Here is a 17,084-nt window from a genome sequence, read left to right as displayed (position 1 = left end):
TTTCAGTAGGATTGGATGGAGGCGAGCGAGCGCTTGGCGAAGCGCTGGAAGTCACTCGGATTGTCGTGCTCGGCAATGAAATAGCGCGCCTTGGTGCCGGAGAGCGCCTGGAACAGGCCCTTCCAGTCGACCGTACCCTCGCCGACATCGGCCCAGCCGTCTTCGTCCTTTTTCTCGCCCGTCGGCGCGATGTCCTTCACATGCACGGCAGTGATCCGGTTGGCATATTTCTTGATCCAGGCGATCGGGTCGGCGCCGCCGCGGATGATCCAGGCGATGTCGGCCTCCCAGGAAAGATCCGGCCCACCCTCGAAGATCAGGTCCTGCGGAATGCTGCCATCCGGCAGGGCGAAGAATTCGAAGTCGTGGTTGTGCCAGCCGAAGATGAGGCCGGCATCGCGGTAGGGCCTGCCCGCCGCCTGCAGGCGCTCGCCGAAGGCGCGCCAGCCGGCCGCGTTCGTCGGGCGATGCTCGGGCAGGAGATAAGGGCAATAGATCGCCCGGATGCCGAGCGCCTTGGCGATTTCAAGCACCCGTGCCGGATCGCTTTCGAGCATATCCAGGCCGAAATGCGCCGTCGGCATGGCGAGGCCGTTCTCGTCGAGACCGTGCTTGAAGCTTGCGATCTCCGCATCGCTGAGCGCCGCATAGAGCGCGCCGTAACCTTCGACCTGGCTATATCCTGCCTCGCCGATCGCCTTCAGCACATCGGCGAAGGGCGGGAAGTTGCGGGCGCTATAGAGCTGAAAACTGACGTCTTTCATCGAAAATCCTCCTCGGGAAATCATCGTGATCGGTCTGATCGGCCAGGGGCGGGACGAGACCCGGCCGGGTTTTTCGTCATCCGGCCCTGAGCCAGGCGTCGTAATCCGACACCAGCAGATGGACGGGGGCTGTGTCCTCCTCGATCGCCGAGAAGCGACCAACGGGTTCGCGGAAGTAATTGTCGGTAAGGTCGTCGTTGACGGTCGAAACCTCGCCCATCAACACGTCTCCGTCTTCCGCCCAGAAGGCGTGCCAGTTGCCGGGCAAAAGCGTCACGCTTTCGCCGGGCATGAGTTTCAGGAGGTCGCCGGCCTTCAGCCGACGCAGGCGCGCATCGGTCGCTACCTCGACGTCGCTTTCGTCGTCGACAGAGCCGTCGGAGTGCGAATTGTACATCTGCAGCACCAGCGTGCCACCGCCACGGTTGATGATGTCCTCGGTCTTGGCGGCGTGGCGATGCAGCGGGTTGACCTGACCGTTGCGGGTGATCATCAGTTTCTCGGCATAGACCATGCCCTGCCCCGTCGTCAGGTTCGAGGCATCGCCATTGCGCAGCGTGAAGAGCACGAGACCGACCTCATCGAAGCGGCCCTTGCCGTAATCGGTGATGTCCCATCCGAGCCGGGCATCGAAGATCGTCGGGCAATCCGAAGCGACGCGCGACTTCATTTCTTCCGGCGACCAATAGGCAAAGGGCGGAAGCACGAAGCCGAAGCTGCGCATGAAGGCATCGCTGCTGGCGATGATGTCATTGACGTGGCTGCGTTTCACGGTGGGTCACCCCTTTCCCTGGCAGGATTCAAGATCGAAGGCGGCAAAGCGCGGCACCGTGCCTTCGGCAAGTGATGTCTTCGGCGTGAAGCGGATGACCTTCGTTTCACCTGATGTGAGATCGAAGGCATTGTCGGCGTAGCGCCCGGCGACGTCGGCCTCGATCATCACATGCAGCGCCAGGCCACTCGCCTTGATCGAGACGTCGTAGGCGCCGTCGCCGATTGGCAAGACCTCAAGCGACAGCTTGGAGGGCTGAAGATCGAGAGCCTTATAGGTGCCCGGCACGTGATGGCCTTCGCCACGCATGCCGTTCGACGCCTCGAACGACCAGAACAACAGTGCGTTTTCGGGAATGTCGCGCGCCGCGATGCTCACCAAGGTCGCCGCGCGGTCCGGCGAGCAGGTGCCTGCTGCCGCCATCAGCGGCGTGCGCGCACCGTCAAGCGTAACGACGAAGGCCTGCAGTTCCACAGTCACCGGCGCGGCGGTGTCGTTGACCATCGAAAAGGTGATTTCCTTGCCGTCGGCGGACGGAATGGCGGCAACGGCCACCGGCTGGAAGAAGCGGCGCACCATGTAATGCATGGCCTTCCAGCTGCCGCCGTAGTCGAGGCTCGACCAGGAAGCGACCGGCCAGGTGTCGTTGAGCTGCCAGTAGAGCGTGCCCATGCAATGGGGCTTGAGCGAGCGCCAGTAATCGACGGCCGTGCGGATCGCCAGGCCCTGCTGGATCTGGCTGAGATAGACGAAGCTTGGGAAGTCCTTGGGGAAGCGGAAATAGCGGAACATCGTGCCGGCAATGCGCTCGTTGCCGCCGACGTTCTTCTGGTGGCTCTCGATCACCGGCGACGCGATGTTGAGGTCCTTCTCGGCAGCAAACTGCCGGATGACGGGCATGGAGGTATAGGACTGGAAACCGAACTCCGAGCAGAAGCGCGGGCGCACGGACCGGTAATTGTCGAAGGATTTGTTCTCGTGCCAGACCGACCAATAGTGCATGTCGCCGGAACCGTCGGAATGCCAGGCGTCGCCGAAATCGAGATAGCCGGAGGCCGGGCTTGAGGGCCACCACAGTGCGTCCGGCAGCGCCGCCTTCAGCGCAACTTCGACCGTACGGTTCAGGCGGTCATAGGAGACGAGATAACGGTCGCGATCCTTGCGCGGCTCGTCGAACCAGGTGAGCGCGCCCACCAGCTCGTTGTCGCCGCACCAGAGCGCGATCGACGGATGGGACGACAGGCGCTTGACCTGGTAGTCGACCTCGGCCGCGACGTTGTCGAGGAAATCGGGCGTCGAGGGATAGAGGTTGCAGGCGAACATGAAGTCCTGCCAGACCATCAGGCCCAGCCGGTCGCAGAGATCGTAGAACCAGTCCGGCTCGTAGAAGCCGCCGCCCCAGACGCGGATCATGTTCATGTTGGCGTCAAACGCTGAGCGCAGCAGGTCCTCGACACCATCAGGCGTCACCCGTGACATCAGCGCGTCGGCCGGGATCCAGTTGGCGCCCCGACAGAAGATCTCGCGGCCATTGACGCGAAAGGCAAAGCGGCTTCCCGCCTCGTCCTTGTCGGTCAGAAGCTCGATCGTGCGAAAGCCGATCTGACGCGTCACCTGCTCCTGTGGCACTTCCACGGTCAGCATCGAAAGGTTCTGCTCGCCGCTGCCGGCCGGCCACCAGCGTTTCGGCTCACTGACGGTAAAGACGTGGGTGATGCGGGTCTCGCCGGTGCCGACGGCGCAATCGAGCCGCTCCCTTTGGCCGTCGAGAGAGAAATGAACCGGGACGATGCCCGGACCATCGGCAAAGAGCGTGACCGTTACCTGCAGATCGACCGAGCCGTCGCCGAGCCAGATCTGCTTTGTCGTCACATGCTCGATGCGGGCGATCTCCAGCCGGCGCAGCGCCAGCGTACCGTAGACACCGAGCGGCGCAATCGCGATGTTCCAGTCCCAGCCGAAATGGCACTGGGGCTTCCTCAGCATGTTGCCGTTGGCGATCGGCGAATTTCCGGGGTGGTAGGGCACGTAGAAGGGCTGCGCCCTCTGCCGGCGTGCACCCTCTGATATCGAGGACGGCAGCACGATGCGGATACGGTTTTCACCGGCGACCAGCGTACGGGAGACATCGGGCCGATGACGGCGGAAGCAATTGTCGGCCTCGAGCACGAGCCGGTCGTTGACGAAGACCGAGGCGACCGTGTCGATGCATTCGAGGTCGAGATACCAGTAGCCGCCGAGATCATCCGCATCGATCGACACTGTGCGCTCGATCACCCAATCCTCGTGCGCCACCCATTGCACGTCATCCTCGTTGCGACCCACATAAGGGTCGTCGATGATGCCGGCCCTTTGCAAAGCCGTGTGCACGTCGCCCGGCAGCGCCATGGTCGTCGCGTGGCTTTTATCGCTGGAAGCGAGCTGCCATTCTCCCGCGAGGTCGAGATAGCAAGCGGTTCGATTCGGGTCCTGGGAGAGCATTTCCATATTCCGTTGATTGCCGGCGAAACTGCCGGCATGCCAGTGTGTCGAAACGCGCCGGATGATGAAAGCCGGCGCGTTTCCCCGTTGTTCAGAGACGATTTTCGCTGACCGCGTCGAAGATCGAGGCGACCGCCATGTCGAAGGAAAGCGTCACCGCCGTTCCCGGCTTGTAGCGGCGCTGGCCGCCGATGCGCACCGACATCGACTGGCCGGCAAGTTTCAGCCAGAGCAGGTTGTCGGCGCCCATCGGCTCCTCGATATCGACGACCGCCTGGTGCGACGGCTGGCCGTTCGGTGCCTCGTCGACACGCACATGCTCCGGCCTCAGGCCAAGGACGACCTTTTGGCCAGATTTGAACGGCCCGCGCGACGGATAGGCCGACACGTCGAAATCGACGCCATTGGCGCGCACGAAGGCCCGCCCATCCTTCAATTGCAGCTCGCCGCGGAAGAAGTTCATCGACGGCGAGCCGATGAAGCCGGCGACGAACAGGTTTTCCGGCGCGTTGTAGATCGTCATCGGATCGGCAAGCTGCTGGATGACACCGCTCTTCATCACCGCGATGCGGTCGGCTAGCGTCAGCGCCTCGATCTGGTCGTGGGTGACGTAGATCATCGTGTTCTTCAGGGACTGATGCAGCCGCTTGATCTCGACGCGCAGTTCCGAACGCAGCTTGGCGTCGAGGTTCGACAGTGGCTCGTCGAACAGGAACACGTCGACATCGCGCACCAGTGCCCGGCCGATCGCCACGCGCTGGCGCTGGCCGCCGGAAAGCTCGGCGGGCTTGCGCTTCAACAGCGGCTGGATCTGCAGGATCTCGGCGGCGCGGCTGACGCGCTTGTCGATCTCGGCCTTTTCGACCTTGGCCACCTTGAGCCCGAAGGAGAGGTTCTTCTCCACCGACATCTGCGGATAGAGCGCGTAGGACTGGAACACCATGCCGATACCACGGTCCTTCGGCTCCTCCCAGGTGACGTTCTTGTTCTTGATGAAGATCTGGCCGTCGCTGACGTCCAGGAGCCCGGCGATGCAGTTGAGCAAGGTCGACTTGCCGCAGCCGGATGAGCCGAGCAGCACCAGGAATTCGCCATCCTTGATGTCGAGGTTGAGCGTGTCGAGCACAGTGACGGCACCGAAGCTCAACGACAGATCCTTGACCGATACGCTGACGTTTTCCATGCCCTTACCCTTTCACTGCGCCGGCGGCGATGCCGCGGACAAAAAGCCGCCCGGAGACGAAGTAGACGAAAAGCGGCACGGCACCGGTGAGGATGGTTGCCGCCATGTTGACGTTGTATTCCTTCACGCCCTGTACCGAATTGACGATGTTGTTGAGCTGGACGGTCATCGGGTAATATTCCGGCCGGGTGAACACCACGCCGAACAGGAAGTCGTTCCAGATGCCGGTCACCTGCAGGATCATCGCCACCACGAAGATCGGCATCGACATCGGCAGCATGATGCGGAAATAGATGGTCCAGAACCCAGCGCCGTCGACGCGCGCCGCCTTGAACAATTCTTCCGGCAGCCCGGCGAAATAGTTGCGGAACAGAAGCGTCAGGATCGGCATGCCGAAGATGGTGTGAACGATGATCAGGCCGGTCAGCGAGCCATAGACGCCGAGCTCGCGCAGCACGATGACGATCGGATAGATCATCACCTGATAGGGGATGAAGGCGCCGACGATCAGGATAGTGAAGAACAGGTCGGCGCCCTTGAAGCGCCAGTTGGCCAGCGCATAGCCGTTGATCGAGGCAATCGCGATCGAGACGATGGTCGAGGGAACGGTGATGCGCACCGAGTTCCAGAAGCCGCGCGAAAGGCCATCGCAGTTGAGGCCGGTGCAGGCGCTCGACCAGGCCTTCACCCAGGGCTCGAAGGTGATTTCGAGCGGCGGCGCGAAGATGTTGCCGAGTCGGATTTCCGGCATGCCCTTCAGCGAGGTCATGACCATGACGTAGAGTGGCAGCAGGTAGTAGAGTGCCACGACAATCAGGGTGCCGTAGACCATGATGTTGCGGCCCGAAAGCGCCCGGCGCGGCTTGCGGCCCCGCGGGCCTGAAAGGGCAACGGAGGTCTTTTCCGCCTCGGGGTCGATACCGGCGGCGATGGCGTTGAAAGCGACGATCTCAGGCACGCTTGCGCCCTCCCCCAAATTCGAGATAGGCCCAGGGCACGATGATGATGGCGACGGTGATGAGCATCATGGTCGAGGCGGCAAATCCCTGGCCGAGATTCTGCGCCTGGAACATGTAGTCGTAGACGTATTTGGCCGGCACTTCCGAGGCGATGCCCGGGCCGCCGCTCGTCTGCGCCACCACGAGATCGTAAACCTTGACGATGCCGCTTGCGATGATCACCAGCGTGGTGATGAAGACGCCGCGCATCATCGGGATGATGACGAAGACATAGGTCTTCCACATCGGAATGCCGTCAACGCGCGACGCCTTCCAGATATCCTCGTCGATCCCACGCAAGCCGGCGAGCATCAGGCACATGACGAGCCCGGTCCCTTGCCACAGCGCCGCGATCAGGATGCCGTAAATGACGATATTGGAATTGTAGAGCGGGTCGAAGGCAAAACTCGTCCAGCCGAGAGAGCGCACCACCGACTGGATGCCGTATTCCGGGTTGAGCAGCCATTGCCACACGAGGCCCGTCACGATGAAGGACAGGGCGAAGGGATAGAGCATGATCGTGCGGAACGTGTTCTCGAAGCGGATCTTCTGGTCCATCAGCGCCGCCAGCAGGAAGCCGATGACCAGGCTGAAAATCAGCGAAAACAAGCCGTAGATCGCCAGGTTCTGCACCGACATCAGCCAGCGCGGCGCGGCCCACAGCCGCTCATACTGGTCGAGGCCAACGAAGGAAAGCCGCGGCAAGAGCTTGGAATTGGTGAAGGAATAGACCACGGTCCAGACCGTGCCGCCGAGGAAAATGACCACGGCCGTCAGGATCATCGGGATCGAGGCCAGCTTCGCATTCAGATTCCGCAGCCACTGGTTCGGCCGACCCGAACCGCGTGTGTGACCCATGTTTCGTTCCTCCGGAACTGCATTGGATTGCCGATGGCAGGCGGCGTCGATGACGAACGGATGTGCCGTCGCTCGAAAACCGCCTCGCCACGTTGAAGCCGTTCTCCCAATACGCCTGCCAGGCAAAGGCACGCTGGTCCGCCTGAACGTGTCGTGCCGAATGGGAGCCTTGGCCGACCCCGCCGAGGGCGGGGCCGACGGATCAAGGAAGCTCCATCAGTCCGCCGAAGCGATGATGTCGGCAAAGCGCTTCTGCGCTTCCTCCGGCGTCATGGAGGGGTTGGCGAAGAACTCGGAGAAGAGATCTTCCTTCTGTTTCTGGCTGTCAGCCGACAGAAGCTGGTCGGTCCACTGGATGACGTTGCCCTTGGCGAGGATGTCCAGGCCCTTCTTCATGCAGTCGTTGGCGGCAGCCAGATCGACATCGCCGCGCACCGGCAGCGAACCCTTCTTCAGGTTGAACGCCACCTGCGTCGCCGGGTTCAGGAGCGTCGATGCCAGCACTTCCTGGGCCTTGGATTTCTCCTCATCCTTCAGCACCGGGAAATAGAAAGCGTCGCCGCCCGTCGCGATGACTTCGTTGACGCCGAGGCCCGGCAGGCAGGTGTAATCGGTTCCGGCCTTCTGGCCGGCGAGCTGGAATTCGCCTTGCGCCCAGTCGCCCATGATCTGGCCGCCGGCCTTGCCGGTGATGACCATGTTGGTCGCCTGGTTCCAGTCCTGGACATTGGTGCCCTTGGACATGCGACGCGCGTCATCCGCAGCCTTGAACACCTTGGCAATTTCAGGACCGGCGGCCACTTCCTCGTCCTTGTCGCCAAAGACCTTGAGGAACGTGTCCTTGCCGGCAAGAGCGACGATGAGAACGTCGAAGGCACCGGCCGACTGCCACGGCTGTCCGCCGACGGCGAGCGGCACGATGCCGGCTTTTTCAAGTGCCGGTGCCGCTGCGACAAACTCGTCCCAGTTCTTCGGCACATCGACGCCGGCCTTCTTGAAGGCAGCGTTCGACAGCCAGAGCCACTGCCAGGAATGAATGTTGACCGGCGCGCAATAGACCTTGCCGTCGATGGTGCAGGAATCGAGCAGGCTCGCCGGCCTGATGATCTCTTTCCAGTTCTCCTTGGAGGCGACATCGGTCAGGTCGCGCATCAGCCCAGCCTCGACCAGTTCCTCTGCCTGGCGTCCATGGTTGAATTGCGTGGCACCCATCGGATCGCCACCGGTCAGGCGGCTGACCATGATCGGCCGCGCCGTGCTGCCGGCGCCGGCAATGGCACCGTCAACCCAGTGATTTCCGGTGGCATCGAACGCTTTTGCAAGCTCGGCGACCGCAGCAGCCTCCCCGCCCGACGTCCACCAATGCGTCACCTCGAGATCGGTTGCGTTTGCTGCACCAAATGGCAGCGCCACCGTCACCGCCAAAGCGGCCGCGAAAGAACGTAAATTCATGAGTCTCCTCCCTCACTGTAACGTTACCGTAAAAAACTTAGAGGAAACGATCCCGGTCCGCAACTCCCACCCCAATGAATTTAAACAGAAACATTTTCTGCAATCTACAGGCGTACTTTCGGACATCAAAGAGACGTGAACTGATCACGGGCAAGACCATGAAGATCCGGCATAGCGGGTTGATAACGCGCTGATTTTGATATTTTTTGTGCAGAAATGCTGGTATTTTGCTGCATATGCTCTCTCGCAGACGCAAAAAGCCCGCTGCAACACAGCACACTCAACCAGAGTGTTTCATTCACCGCAGCGCAGCAACGAAAATGCTCGACAGCGCTACTGTATCGTTACAGATTTGCCTCGGTGCCGTACGCCCATAGCAGGATAGCTCCCCGTCACATTTCGTATATAAGGCGGGAAGTGACGCTAAATGGGGCGGCGGGCGGCAACGGCAAGGGCGAGCGGGTGACAGCGATGGACAGCAAGACGAAAAACAGACCGCTGACGCCGCCGCCGGATGGCGGCAGGCCCACGCTGAAGACGATCGCCTTCATGACCGGGCTCGGCATCACCACCGTCTCGCGCGCCTTGAAGGATGCGCCCGATATCGGCGCCGAAACCAAGGAGCGCGTGCGCCTCGTCGCCAAGCAGATCGGCTACCAGCCGAACCGCGCCGGGGTGCGCCTGAGAACCGGCAAGACCAATGTCATCAGCCTGGTACTGACATTGGAAGAAGAAATCATGGGCATCACCAGCCCCATGGTCGTCGGCATCACCGAGGTTCTCGCCGGCACCCCCTATCATCTGGTGGTCACGCCCTATAGCGCTACCAAGGATGCGCTGGCGCCGATCCGCTATATCCTCGACACCGGCGCGGCCGACGGCGTGATCATTTCGCGCACCGAGCCGCACGACCCGCGCGTGGCGCTTCTGACGGAGCGCGGCCTGCCCTTCGTCACCCACGGCCGCACCGAGATGGGCGTCGTCCACCCCTATCACGACTTCGACAACGAGCGTTTTGCCTATGAGGCCGTGCGCGAGCTGGTGGAGCGCGGCCGCAAGCGCCTGGTGCTGCTGGAGCCGCCGCCGCACCTGACCTTCTATTCGCACATGCGCGCCGGCTTCGAGCGCGGCCTTCGCGATTTCCAGGCGGATGCGGTCAGCTTCCACCACATCAATATCGATCACACGCTGGTCGAGATCCGCGACGCCTTCGAGACGCTGATGCGCTCGGACAATCCGCCTGACGGCATCGTGTCGGGCAGCGGCTCCGGCGCGATCGCACTGATCGCCGGCCTTGAGGCCGCCAACAGGACACTCGGCAAGGATGCCGACATGGTGTCCAAGGTGCCGAGCGATTTCCTGCGCTGGCTTCGCCCCGAAGTGGTGACCATGTACGAGGACATCCGGGTTGCCGGGCGCGAACTCGCCAAGGCGGTGATCGGCCATATCGACGGCCAGCCGTCCGAAACGCTGCAGAGCCTCAGTCAGCCGGAGCTTCAGTCCGCCGTGCCGGTATCGATCAAACGGTAGGAACAGGGCAGTCCAGGTCACCGTCGGTGCATTTCAGGTAAACCTTGAGGTTTTCGATACGGACTTTGGTCATGCCATCACGGCACGAGTTGAAAATGAACGAATACAAGCTGCCCGTGACCACGGAACTCGAAAAGTTGCACTCGGCATCGCGGAACGCCACCCACGCCCTCTGCGCTGTTAGCAGCAGCCTTGTGGTGTCTGCGTCGTCCTTTAGTCGTGCCTCGATCTGCTTGTAGAGAGTGTTCAGTTCGGTGTCGGATTTGTCATAGGCCTTCCCGGCGCATATGTTCATGTCCGCTTGGTTCGTCAGGTCGCCGCAGCTTTGCTCCGCATATGCGACGTGGACGTTGCCAAGACCAGGGCGGCAGTCAACAATGAAGCCTTCATGGAACTCAGTCTCCGTTTTTGAAACGACTCTGTTTCGCGCTTGGAACGAATAAATCCCTTACTGCAATTGGCCGTCTTATCAGCAACGGCGCACCGGGCGCGCTGCCGCCGCCGTTATCCGCAGCTCTCATGACAGTCTGATCATGGGCGCTCTCTTCGGTTTCATCGGCGATTCAATCACCGGTCGCACCAAGGACGGCCGTCTACTGCATACTGGTCTTCCTGCTCGATACAACCGTGTGAATAGATGGGGATCGATGACCAAACGAAACGGGGCGACCTACCGCATGTTGCCTTAAATCGCATTCGATTTAAGGATAAAAACATGCAGCAATTCAAAGTGCTACAGCGCCGCGCGTCTAATAAGACGCGCGGCGCTGTAGGCCGCCCCGTTCGAAATTCCGATTTTGCCCGCTCAGGCGTTGAGGCCGCTGCCCCACGGGCCGTGGTGGGCATCGGCGCCATCGACGCGGTCGAAGCCGTGGGCGCCGAAGAAGTCGCGCTGGGCCTGGATCACGTTGGCAGTGCCGCGGCCGCGGCGGTAGCTGTCGAAGTAGCCGAGTGCCGAGGCCAGCGCCGGCGCCGGCAGGCCACCGAGCATGGCCGCCGAAACGACACGGCGCAGTGCCCCGTCGGTTTCCTTGACCATGGCGGCAAAGGTCGGGGTGACGATCAGGTTGGCGGCATCGGGCGCCTTGGTGAAGGCGGTGGTGATTTCATCCAGGAACTGCGAGCGGATGATGCAGCCGGCGCGCCAGATCTTGGCAATCGTTGGCATCGGCAGCGACCAGTTGAATTCCTTCGAGGCGGCGGACATGACGGCAAAGCCTTGAGCATAGGCGCCGATCTTGGCGGCCAGCAGCGCGTTTTCCAGGTCCTTGATGAAGGCAGCCTTATCAGTGACCTTTAACTCGCCGACATCAGGCAGGCCGAGGATCTTCTCGGCGGCTTCGCGCTCATCCTTGGCGGACGAGATGCTGCGCGCGGCAACGGCCGCTTCGATCGCGGTTGCCGGAACGCCCATGTTCTGCGCTTCGATCACCGACCACTTGCCGGTGCCCTTCTGGCCGGCCTTGTCGAGGATCAGGTCGACGATCGGCTTGCCGGTCAGCGGATCCGCTGCCTTCAAGACCTTTTCGGTGATCTCGATCAGGTAGGAATTCAGGCGACCCTTGTTCCAGGCGCCAAAGACTTCGCCGATTTCGCCGGCCGTCATCTTCAAGCCGTCGCGCAGGATACCGTAGATTTCGGCGATCATCTGCATATCGGCATATTCGATGCCGTTGTGGATGGTCTTGACGAAGTGGCCGGCGCCGTTTTCGCCGAGCCAGGCAACGCACGGATCATTGTCGTATTTCGCGGCGATCGAGGTCAGCACCGTCTCGACGCGCTTGTAGGAATCTTCCGTGCCGCCGACCATGATCGACGGGCCATGGCGCGCGCCCTCTTCACCGCCGGAAACACCCATGCCGATGAAGGTCAGACCTGAGTCCTTCAGCGCATCGAAGCGGCGCATCGTGTCGCGGAAGTTGGCGTTGCCGGCATCGATCATGATGTCGCCCTTGGCGAGGTACGGCTTGAGGATTTCCATCTGCTGATCGACCGGCTCGCCGGCCTTGATCATGATGATGATCGGACGTGGCGGGCGGATGGCGGCGACGAACTCTTCGATGGTGTCGCAGGGCACGATCTGGCCCTGGAGTTCGCCGGCTTCCGCGTAGAATTTGTGCGTCGCTTCGACGGTGCGGTTGAAGACCGCTATCTTGTTGCCTTTTTCAGCGATGTTGAGCGCCAGGTTCGAGCCCATGACGCCGAGACCGATAAGGCCGATTTCCGCCTGTGACACGTGATTGCCTCCATTGGACAGGAGAGCCGGACGCGATCAGGATAAACGCGTGGGAGCCGGCCCCTCGAATTAAACTTCGCGCGCTCGCATTGCCCCTCGGGAAAGGGGCGGACGCGAGATGCGACGGCGGAGGCTGTTTTGGCATTCAAATCGATTAACGACAAGCGATTCTTGAGAAAATCACTCCTTTTCGGGCTTGCCGTCGCCATCGTCGAGCACGCGCCAGGAGGCGCCGTCGAGGTCTTCGTACTGGCCGCTCTTCAGCGCCCAGAGGAAGGCGACGAGACCGAGTCCCCCTAAGAACAATGCGATCGGAATGAGATAGATCAGCGTGTTCATGAGGCGCTTCCGATCGCGCCCAGCGTCGTCGGCGCCTGTCGCTCGATCGCTGCGGCAGACTTCGCCACCTTCGCGCGCAGCCGCAAAGCGTTGGCAACGACGATGATCGACGATGTCGACATGGCGATGGCTGCAATCAACGGCGTCGCGTAGCCCATGATGGCGATCGGGACGGCGATGACGTTGTAGCCGATCGCCAGCGCGAAGTTCTGGCGGATCAGCCGGCCTGCCCGGCGCGAGGTGTCGATCGCCATCGGCACGGCGTCGAGGCCCTGGTGCAGGAAGACGAAATCGGCAGCCTGCCGGCCGACGTCGGCAGCCGTTGCCGGCGCCATCGAGACGTGGGCTGCACGCAGCGCCGGCGCATCATTGATACCGTCGCCGACCATCAGCACGCGATGACCGCCTTCGGCCGCAGCCGCGCATTCGTCGACCTTGCCGCGCGGCGACAGTTCGGAACGCCAGCGGATGATGCCGAGCCTGCGGGCAAGCGCTGCCACGACCGGCTCGCGGTCGCCCGAGAGAATGCCGGTTGCAAAGCCCATGCGTGTCAGCTTGTCGACGCTTTCGCGCGCCTGTGGCCGCAGCCGGTCTTCAAAGCGGAAGCAGGCAAGCTCGCGTCCGTCGAGCGAGAGGATGACCTCCGACTGGCCGCTCGCCTCACCGGCGTCGCCACAGGCAAAGGCGCGGCTGCCGAGACGATAGATGCCGTCGGTCGTCTGTGCCTCGATGCCCGCGCCCGGGATTTCACGGATATCGCCGGAGAGAACCGGCGCGATCGCAGCCGCATCGTGGATGGCCATGGCCAGCGGGTGGCGCGAATGCACGGCAAGGCCGGCAGCGGTCGCCAGCACCGCCGGCTTGATCTCGGCCCCGTTGGTCAGGCGCGGTTCCCCGGCGGTCAGCGTGCCGGTCTTGTCGAACAGCACCGTGTCGATCTCGGCCAGCCGCTCCATGGCCGATCCGTCCTTTACCATGACGCCGTTCTGGAAGAGCCGGCCTGCGGCAATGACCTGCACCACCGGCACCGCCAGGCCAAGGGCGCATGGGCAGGTGATGATCAGCACAGCAACGGCCACCAGCATGGCGTGATGGAAATCGCCGTCGACGAACATCCAGCCGATAAAGCTCAGGAAGGCCAACAGGTGAACCGCTGGCGAATAATATTGCGCTGCCCGATCGGCGATGCGGCGATAACGCGCCCTGCCCCCTTCGGCCGCCTCCATCAGGCCCATGATTTCCGCGAGCAGCGAGTCGCGGGCAGCAGCCGTCGCCTCGATCGTCAGCGGTCCCGTCAGGTTGAGCGTGCCGGCCTCGACCGTGTCGCCAATATGCACCGGCGCGGGTGCGCTTTCGCCGTTGACGATCGAGCGGTCCAGGTCGCTCGAGCCGACGAGAATCCGGCCATCGACAGGAATACGCTCGCCGGCCGCAATCGCCAGCCGTTCGCCCGGCTTGATCTCGTCCACCGGACGGTATTCGCGGCTGCCGTCGGCATCGATGACCATCGCCCCGCGCGGCGACAGGCGCGCCAGGCTGCTGATCGCCGAGCGGGCGCGGCCGCGCATCATGTGGTCGAGCGTGCGGCCGATAAGCAGGAAGAACAGAAGCATCACCGTGCCGTCGAACCAGGCATGGGTGCCGTGAGTGATCGTCTCATAAAGCGAGATGCCGTAGGAGAGCGTGATCGCCAGGGCGATCGGCACGTCCATGTTCGTGCGGCCGTGCTTCAGCGCATTCCAGGCGGAGGCATAGAAGAACCGGCCGGCATAGATCAGCGTCGGCGCGGCGATCAGCGCCGAAATCCAATGGAAGAGATCGCGCGTTGCCGCCTCGGCGCCCGACCAGACCGAGACCGAGAGCAGCATGATGTTGGTCGAGGCAAAGCCGGCGACGGCAACGGCGCGGACCAGCTGCTTCAACAGCGTGTCGCCCTCTTCCTCGCCGGGTGCAAACAGATGCGTTTCGTAGCCGCGCTCGCGGATCGCGCGCGCCAGTTCGCGCGGATCGCTGCGCTGCCCCGCGACCTCTTCCTTCCAGACGACTGAGACCCGGCGCGAGGACAGGTTGACGCGGGCGCGCTCCACCTCCGGCCGGCTCTTCAGGGCAGCCTCGATCGTCGTGATGCAGGCGCCGCAGTGGATGCCGGGCACGCTGAGGTCGGTCTGGCGAAGGCCACTGCCGAGCGTGCGGCTGGTCAGCCACAGCTCTTCCGAACTCGGCAGGCCTTGCGCACTCCTGTCGATCTCCAGCGCGGTTTCGGCGCCGGCAGCGCAGCAACTCATGGACGCTCTCCCGGCGCGATGAAGCGAATGGCCTGGCGATAGACGACCTTGTCGCCCGACGTCGCGGTGATATCGGCAATCCATTGTCCGCGCTTAAGGTCGGTTGCGGCAACGAAGACGCCGTTGCCCTGATGCGCCATCTCGATCTGCACGTCCTCATGCTCCTCGACCGGACGCTTGAACACGGCAACGACCTTGTCGGCCGACGTTTCAGCCTTGCCTTGTCGCGTCAGCGTGTAGCGCACCGCGCCCGGCTCCAGGCTGAGCTTGCCGTCGAGGCCGCTCGCTGCAAAGGCGCGCGCCTCCTTCACCTTGCCGTTGAACTGCTGGCTGGCGACATAGGTGTTCTGGACGACGAGCCCGCTCCAGCTGTGGCTGGCGTTCCAGGCCATGATCAGGTTGACGGTGATGATGGTGCCGAAGAACAGCACCATCACGCCGAGCATGTGCCATCCGGTGAAGACACGGGGTTGCCTGCCTTGGTCAGCGGTCATTTCGCGGCTCCCGGTTGGTTGAAGTTGGCCTGGTATTCGTCGCGCTCATGGCTCGACGGGTCTTCTGCAATCAGGCTGAAGCCGTCTTCCGCTTCGCCGAGTTTATCCTTCGGCAGCGTCACGAACACTTTCAGCGCCGTCACCTTGTCCGGATCGACGCCGACGGCAAAGCTGCGGCCGTCGCCCGGTGCCTGGCCGGCAATGCGCATCATCGCCGACGGCATGCCGTCGATGGTGAGTGTGATCGTGCGCTGTTCGGGGATCATGTTCAAGAGCTTGACCATGTAGCCGTTGCGCACCGATCCATCCGATTCGAGCACGAATTGCGGGTTGCGATCGTGCAGCACGTTGAGCTCCAGCCGATCGCGCGCCAGGAGCGCATAGAGCAGGCCGATACCAACCAGCGTCCAGACGCCGAGATACACAAGCACGCGCGGCCGGAAGACGATCTTCCAGTTGAAATGCCTGACCTTGTCGACGAAGGTGCCGTCGGCGTCACGCACCCGGCCCGGGTCGATCGCCGTCGTGCCGCCGTCGGTGGCAAGCGCCATGTTGGAGGCATAATCGCTCAGCGTCGCATAGGCGATCAGCCCGCGCTCGCGCCCAAGCTTGTCCATGACGTTATCGCAGGCGTCGATGCAGAGCGCGCAGGTGATGCATTCGAGCTGCTGGCCGTCGCGGATGTCGATGCCCATCGGACAGACGACGACGCAGGCATTGCAATCGACGCAGTCGCCGACGCTCTCGCCCGCGGCTGCCGCCTTCTTCTGGTGGCGCGAGCGCGGTTCGCCACGCCAGTCGTTATAGGTGACGACCAGCGAGTTTTCGTCGAGCATCGCCGCCTGGATGCGCGGCCACGGGCACATATAGGTGCAGACCTGCTCCCGCATCAGCCCGCCGAACACATAGGTCGTGGCGGTGAGAATCGCGACGGTCATATAGGCGATCGTCGGCGCCTCGAGCGAGACGAAGCTCTTCAGCAAGGCCGGCGCGTCGGCAAAATAGAAGATCCAGGCGCCGCCGGTGGCAATGCCGATCAGAATCCAGATCGAATGTTTCGTCACCCGCTTGACGATCTTGGCCGCTGTCCATGGTCCGGCATCGAGCTTCATGCGCGCGTTGCGGTCGCCTTCAATGTAGCGCTCGACGACAAGGAACAGGTCGACCCAGACGGTCTGAGGACAGGTGTAGCCGCACCAGGCGCGCCCGACGGCTGACGTGACCAGGAAGAGGCCGAAACCCGCCATCACGAGAAGCCCGGCCACGAAGAAGAATTCCTGCGGCCAGATCTCGATGAAGAAGAAATAGAAGCGACGGGCGGCGATATCGACAAGCACCGCCTGGTCGGGCGCATGCTCGCCGCGGTCCCAGCGGATCCACGGCGTCAGATAGTAGATGCCGAGCGTGACCAGCATCACCAGCCACTTGAACTGGCGGAATCGTCCCTCGGCGCGCTTCGGGAAGATCTTCTTGCGCTTTTCGTAAAGCGGCTTGCGCACATGCGCCGCGTTGACCGCCTCGGCCTCGTGGCGTTCGACGATGGGGGCGTTTGTGGCGGATTGAGGCTGCATCTGTGGGATATCCCCGAATATATCGCGTATTGAACGCTGTTTTGCCCGATCTGGCGGCCGGAAACGTTGATCTGTGTCAAGTTTGCGGGCTAAAGCGGCCGCATGCGTCGAAACGTCCGGG

Annotated in this window: 14 protein-coding genes; 1 reads left to right on the top strand and 13 read right to left on the bottom strand. The window is 62.6% G+C overall.

Annotation, left to right across the window (positions count from 1 at the left end; translation table 11 throughout):
- Positions 1-2 precede the first annotated feature (2 nt).
- The 7 genes from ASD02_RS15360 to ASD02_RS15330 all read right to left on the bottom strand — a co-directional run bounded on the left by ASD02_RS15360 (position 3) and on the right by ASD02_RS15330 (position 8,508).
- The gene (locus ASD02_RS15360; protein ID WP_057220810.1) at positions 3-764 is read right to left on the bottom strand and encodes a sugar phosphate isomerase/epimerase; all 762 of its coding nucleotides are present in this window, start codon (positions 762-764) and stop codon (positions 3-5) included.
- 76 nt (positions 765-840) lie between these two features.
- Positions 841-1,536 (bottom strand): D-lyxose/D-mannose family sugar isomerase, encoded by a 696-nt coding sequence (locus ASD02_RS15355; protein WP_025427332.1) that lies wholly within the window; start codon positions 1,534-1,536, stop codon positions 841-843.
- 6 nt (positions 1,537-1,542) lie between these two features.
- A complete protein-coding gene (locus ASD02_RS15350) occupies positions 1,543-4,017 on the bottom strand; it encodes a glycoside hydrolase family 2 protein (protein WP_025427333.1) in 2,475 nt (824 codons plus the stop codon).
- A 91-nt stretch (positions 4,018-4,108) separates the two neighbouring features.
- Complete coding sequence (locus ASD02_RS15345; RefSeq protein WP_057208724.1) at positions 4,109-5,200, bottom strand: ABC transporter ATP-binding protein; 1,092 nt, start codon at positions 5,198-5,200, stop codon at positions 4,109-4,111.
- A 4-nt stretch (positions 5,201-5,204) separates the two neighbouring features.
- The gene (locus ASD02_RS15340; RefSeq protein WP_225906378.1) at positions 5,205-6,032 is read right to left on the bottom strand and encodes a carbohydrate ABC transporter permease; all 828 of its coding nucleotides are present in this window, start codon (positions 6,030-6,032) and stop codon (positions 5,205-5,207) included.
- 118 nt (positions 6,033-6,150) lie between these two features.
- A complete protein-coding gene (locus ASD02_RS15335) occupies positions 6,151-7,056 on the bottom strand; it encodes a sugar ABC transporter permease (protein WP_025427336.1) in 906 nt (301 codons plus the stop codon).
- 216 nt (positions 7,057-7,272) lie between these two features.
- Entirely contained in the window at positions 7,273-8,508 is a 1,236-nt protein-coding gene (locus tag ASD02_RS15330; RefSeq protein ID WP_025427337.1) for an ABC transporter substrate-binding protein, read from the bottom strand.
- A 471-nt stretch (positions 8,509-8,979) separates the two neighbouring features.
- Between ASD02_RS15330 and ASD02_RS15325 the strand changes: the two genes are divergently transcribed.
- Positions 8,980-10,038, top strand: a complete 1,059-nt coding sequence (locus ASD02_RS15325; protein WP_025427338.1) for a LacI family transcriptional regulator — start codon at positions 8,980-8,982, stop codon at positions 10,036-10,038.
- Here the strand turns inward: ASD02_RS15325 and ASD02_RS15320 are convergent.
- From ASD02_RS15320 to ccoG, 6 genes are all read right to left on the bottom strand, one after another.
- Positions 10,028-10,333 (bottom strand): lysozyme inhibitor LprI family protein, encoded by a 306-nt coding sequence (locus tag ASD02_RS15320; protein WP_156408406.1) that lies wholly within the window; start codon positions 10,331-10,333, stop codon positions 10,028-10,030. The two genes, ASD02_RS15325 and ASD02_RS15320, sit on opposite strands and share 11 nt — an antisense overlap.
- Before the next feature lie 510 nt (positions 10,334-10,843).
- On the bottom strand, positions 10,844-12,274 hold the full coding sequence (gene gndA, locus ASD02_RS15315) for an NADP-dependent phosphogluconate dehydrogenase (protein ID WP_057220809.1): 1,431 nt from the start codon (positions 12,272-12,274) through the stop codon (positions 10,844-10,846).
- 180 nt (positions 12,275-12,454) lie between these two features.
- The gene (gene ccoS, locus ASD02_RS15310; protein WP_025427340.1) at positions 12,455-12,613 is read right to left on the bottom strand and encodes a cbb3-type cytochrome oxidase assembly protein CcoS; all 159 of its coding nucleotides are present in this window, start codon (positions 12,611-12,613) and stop codon (positions 12,455-12,457) included.
- Entirely contained in the window at positions 12,610-14,898 is a 2,289-nt protein-coding gene (locus ASD02_RS15305; protein ID WP_025427341.1) for a cation-translocating P-type ATPase, read from the bottom strand. Before ASD02_RS15305 ends, ccoS begins: the two co-directional genes overlap by 4 nt.
- Positions 14,895-15,392 (bottom strand): FixH family protein, encoded by a 498-nt coding sequence (locus ASD02_RS15300; protein WP_025427342.1) that lies wholly within the window; start codon positions 15,390-15,392, stop codon positions 14,895-14,897. The genes ASD02_RS15305 and ASD02_RS15300 overlap by 4 nt, the downstream gene beginning before the upstream one ends.
- Positions 15,389-16,963, bottom strand: coding sequence for a cytochrome c oxidase accessory protein CcoG (ccoG, locus tag ASD02_RS15295; RefSeq protein WP_025427343.1), 1,575 nt, complete (start codon positions 16,961-16,963; stop codon positions 15,389-15,391). Before ccoG ends, ASD02_RS15300 begins: the two co-directional genes overlap by 4 nt.
- Positions 16,964-17,084: the final 121 nt, after the last annotated feature.

The organism is Ensifer sp. Root1252 (genome assembly GCF_001425885.1).
In the GTDB taxonomy this organism is placed as follows: domain Bacteria; phylum Pseudomonadota; class Alphaproteobacteria; order Rhizobiales; family Rhizobiaceae; genus Ensifer; species Ensifer canadensis.
This window is presented reverse-complemented; position numbering and strand designations above follow the sequence as displayed.

Bases quoted from the DNA above. Each gene is read 5' to 3' on its own strand.
- ASD02_RS15320 (WP_156408406.1), bottom strand. From the start codon at position 10,333: ATGAACATATGCGCCGGGAAGGCCTATGACAAATCCGACACCGAACTG.
- ASD02_RS15305 (WP_025427341.1), bottom strand. From the start codon at position 14,898: ATGAGTTGCTGCGCTGCCGGCGCCGAAACCGCGCTGGAGATCGACAGG.
- ASD02_RS15335 (WP_025427336.1), bottom strand. From the start codon at position 7,056: ATGGGTCACACACGCGGTTCGGGTCGGCCGAACCAGTGGCTGCGGAAT.
- ASD02_RS15360 (WP_057220810.1), bottom strand. From the start codon at position 764: ATGAAAGACGTCAGTTTTCAGCTCTATAGCGCCCGCAACTTCCCGCCC.
- ASD02_RS15340 (WP_225906378.1), bottom strand. From the start codon at position 6,032: ATGGTCTACGGCACCCTGATTGTCGTGGCACTCTACTACCTGCTGCCA.
- ASD02_RS15300 (WP_025427342.1), bottom strand. From the start codon at position 15,392: ATGACCGCTGACCAAGGCAGGCAACCCCGTGTCTTCACCGGATGGCAC.
- ASD02_RS15330 (WP_025427337.1), bottom strand. From the start codon at position 8,508: ATGAATTTACGTTCTTTCGCGGCCGCTTTGGCGGTGACGGTGGCGCTG.
- ccoS (WP_025427340.1), bottom strand. From the start codon at position 12,613: ATGAACACGCTGATCTATCTCATTCCGATCGCATTGTTCTTAGGGGGA.
- ccoG (WP_025427343.1), bottom strand. From the start codon at position 16,963: ATGCAGCCTCAATCCGCCACAAACGCCCCCATCGTCGAACGCCACGAG.
- ASD02_RS15325 (WP_025427338.1), top strand. From the start codon at position 8,980: ATGGACAGCAAGACGAAAAACAGACCGCTGACGCCGCCGCCGGATGGC.
- ASD02_RS15350 (WP_025427333.1), bottom strand. From the start codon at position 4,017: ATGCTCTCCCAGGACCCGAATCGAACCGCTTGCTATCTCGACCTCGCG.
- ASD02_RS15345 (WP_057208724.1), bottom strand. From the start codon at position 5,200: ATGGAAAACGTCAGCGTATCGGTCAAGGATCTGTCGTTGAGCTTCGGT.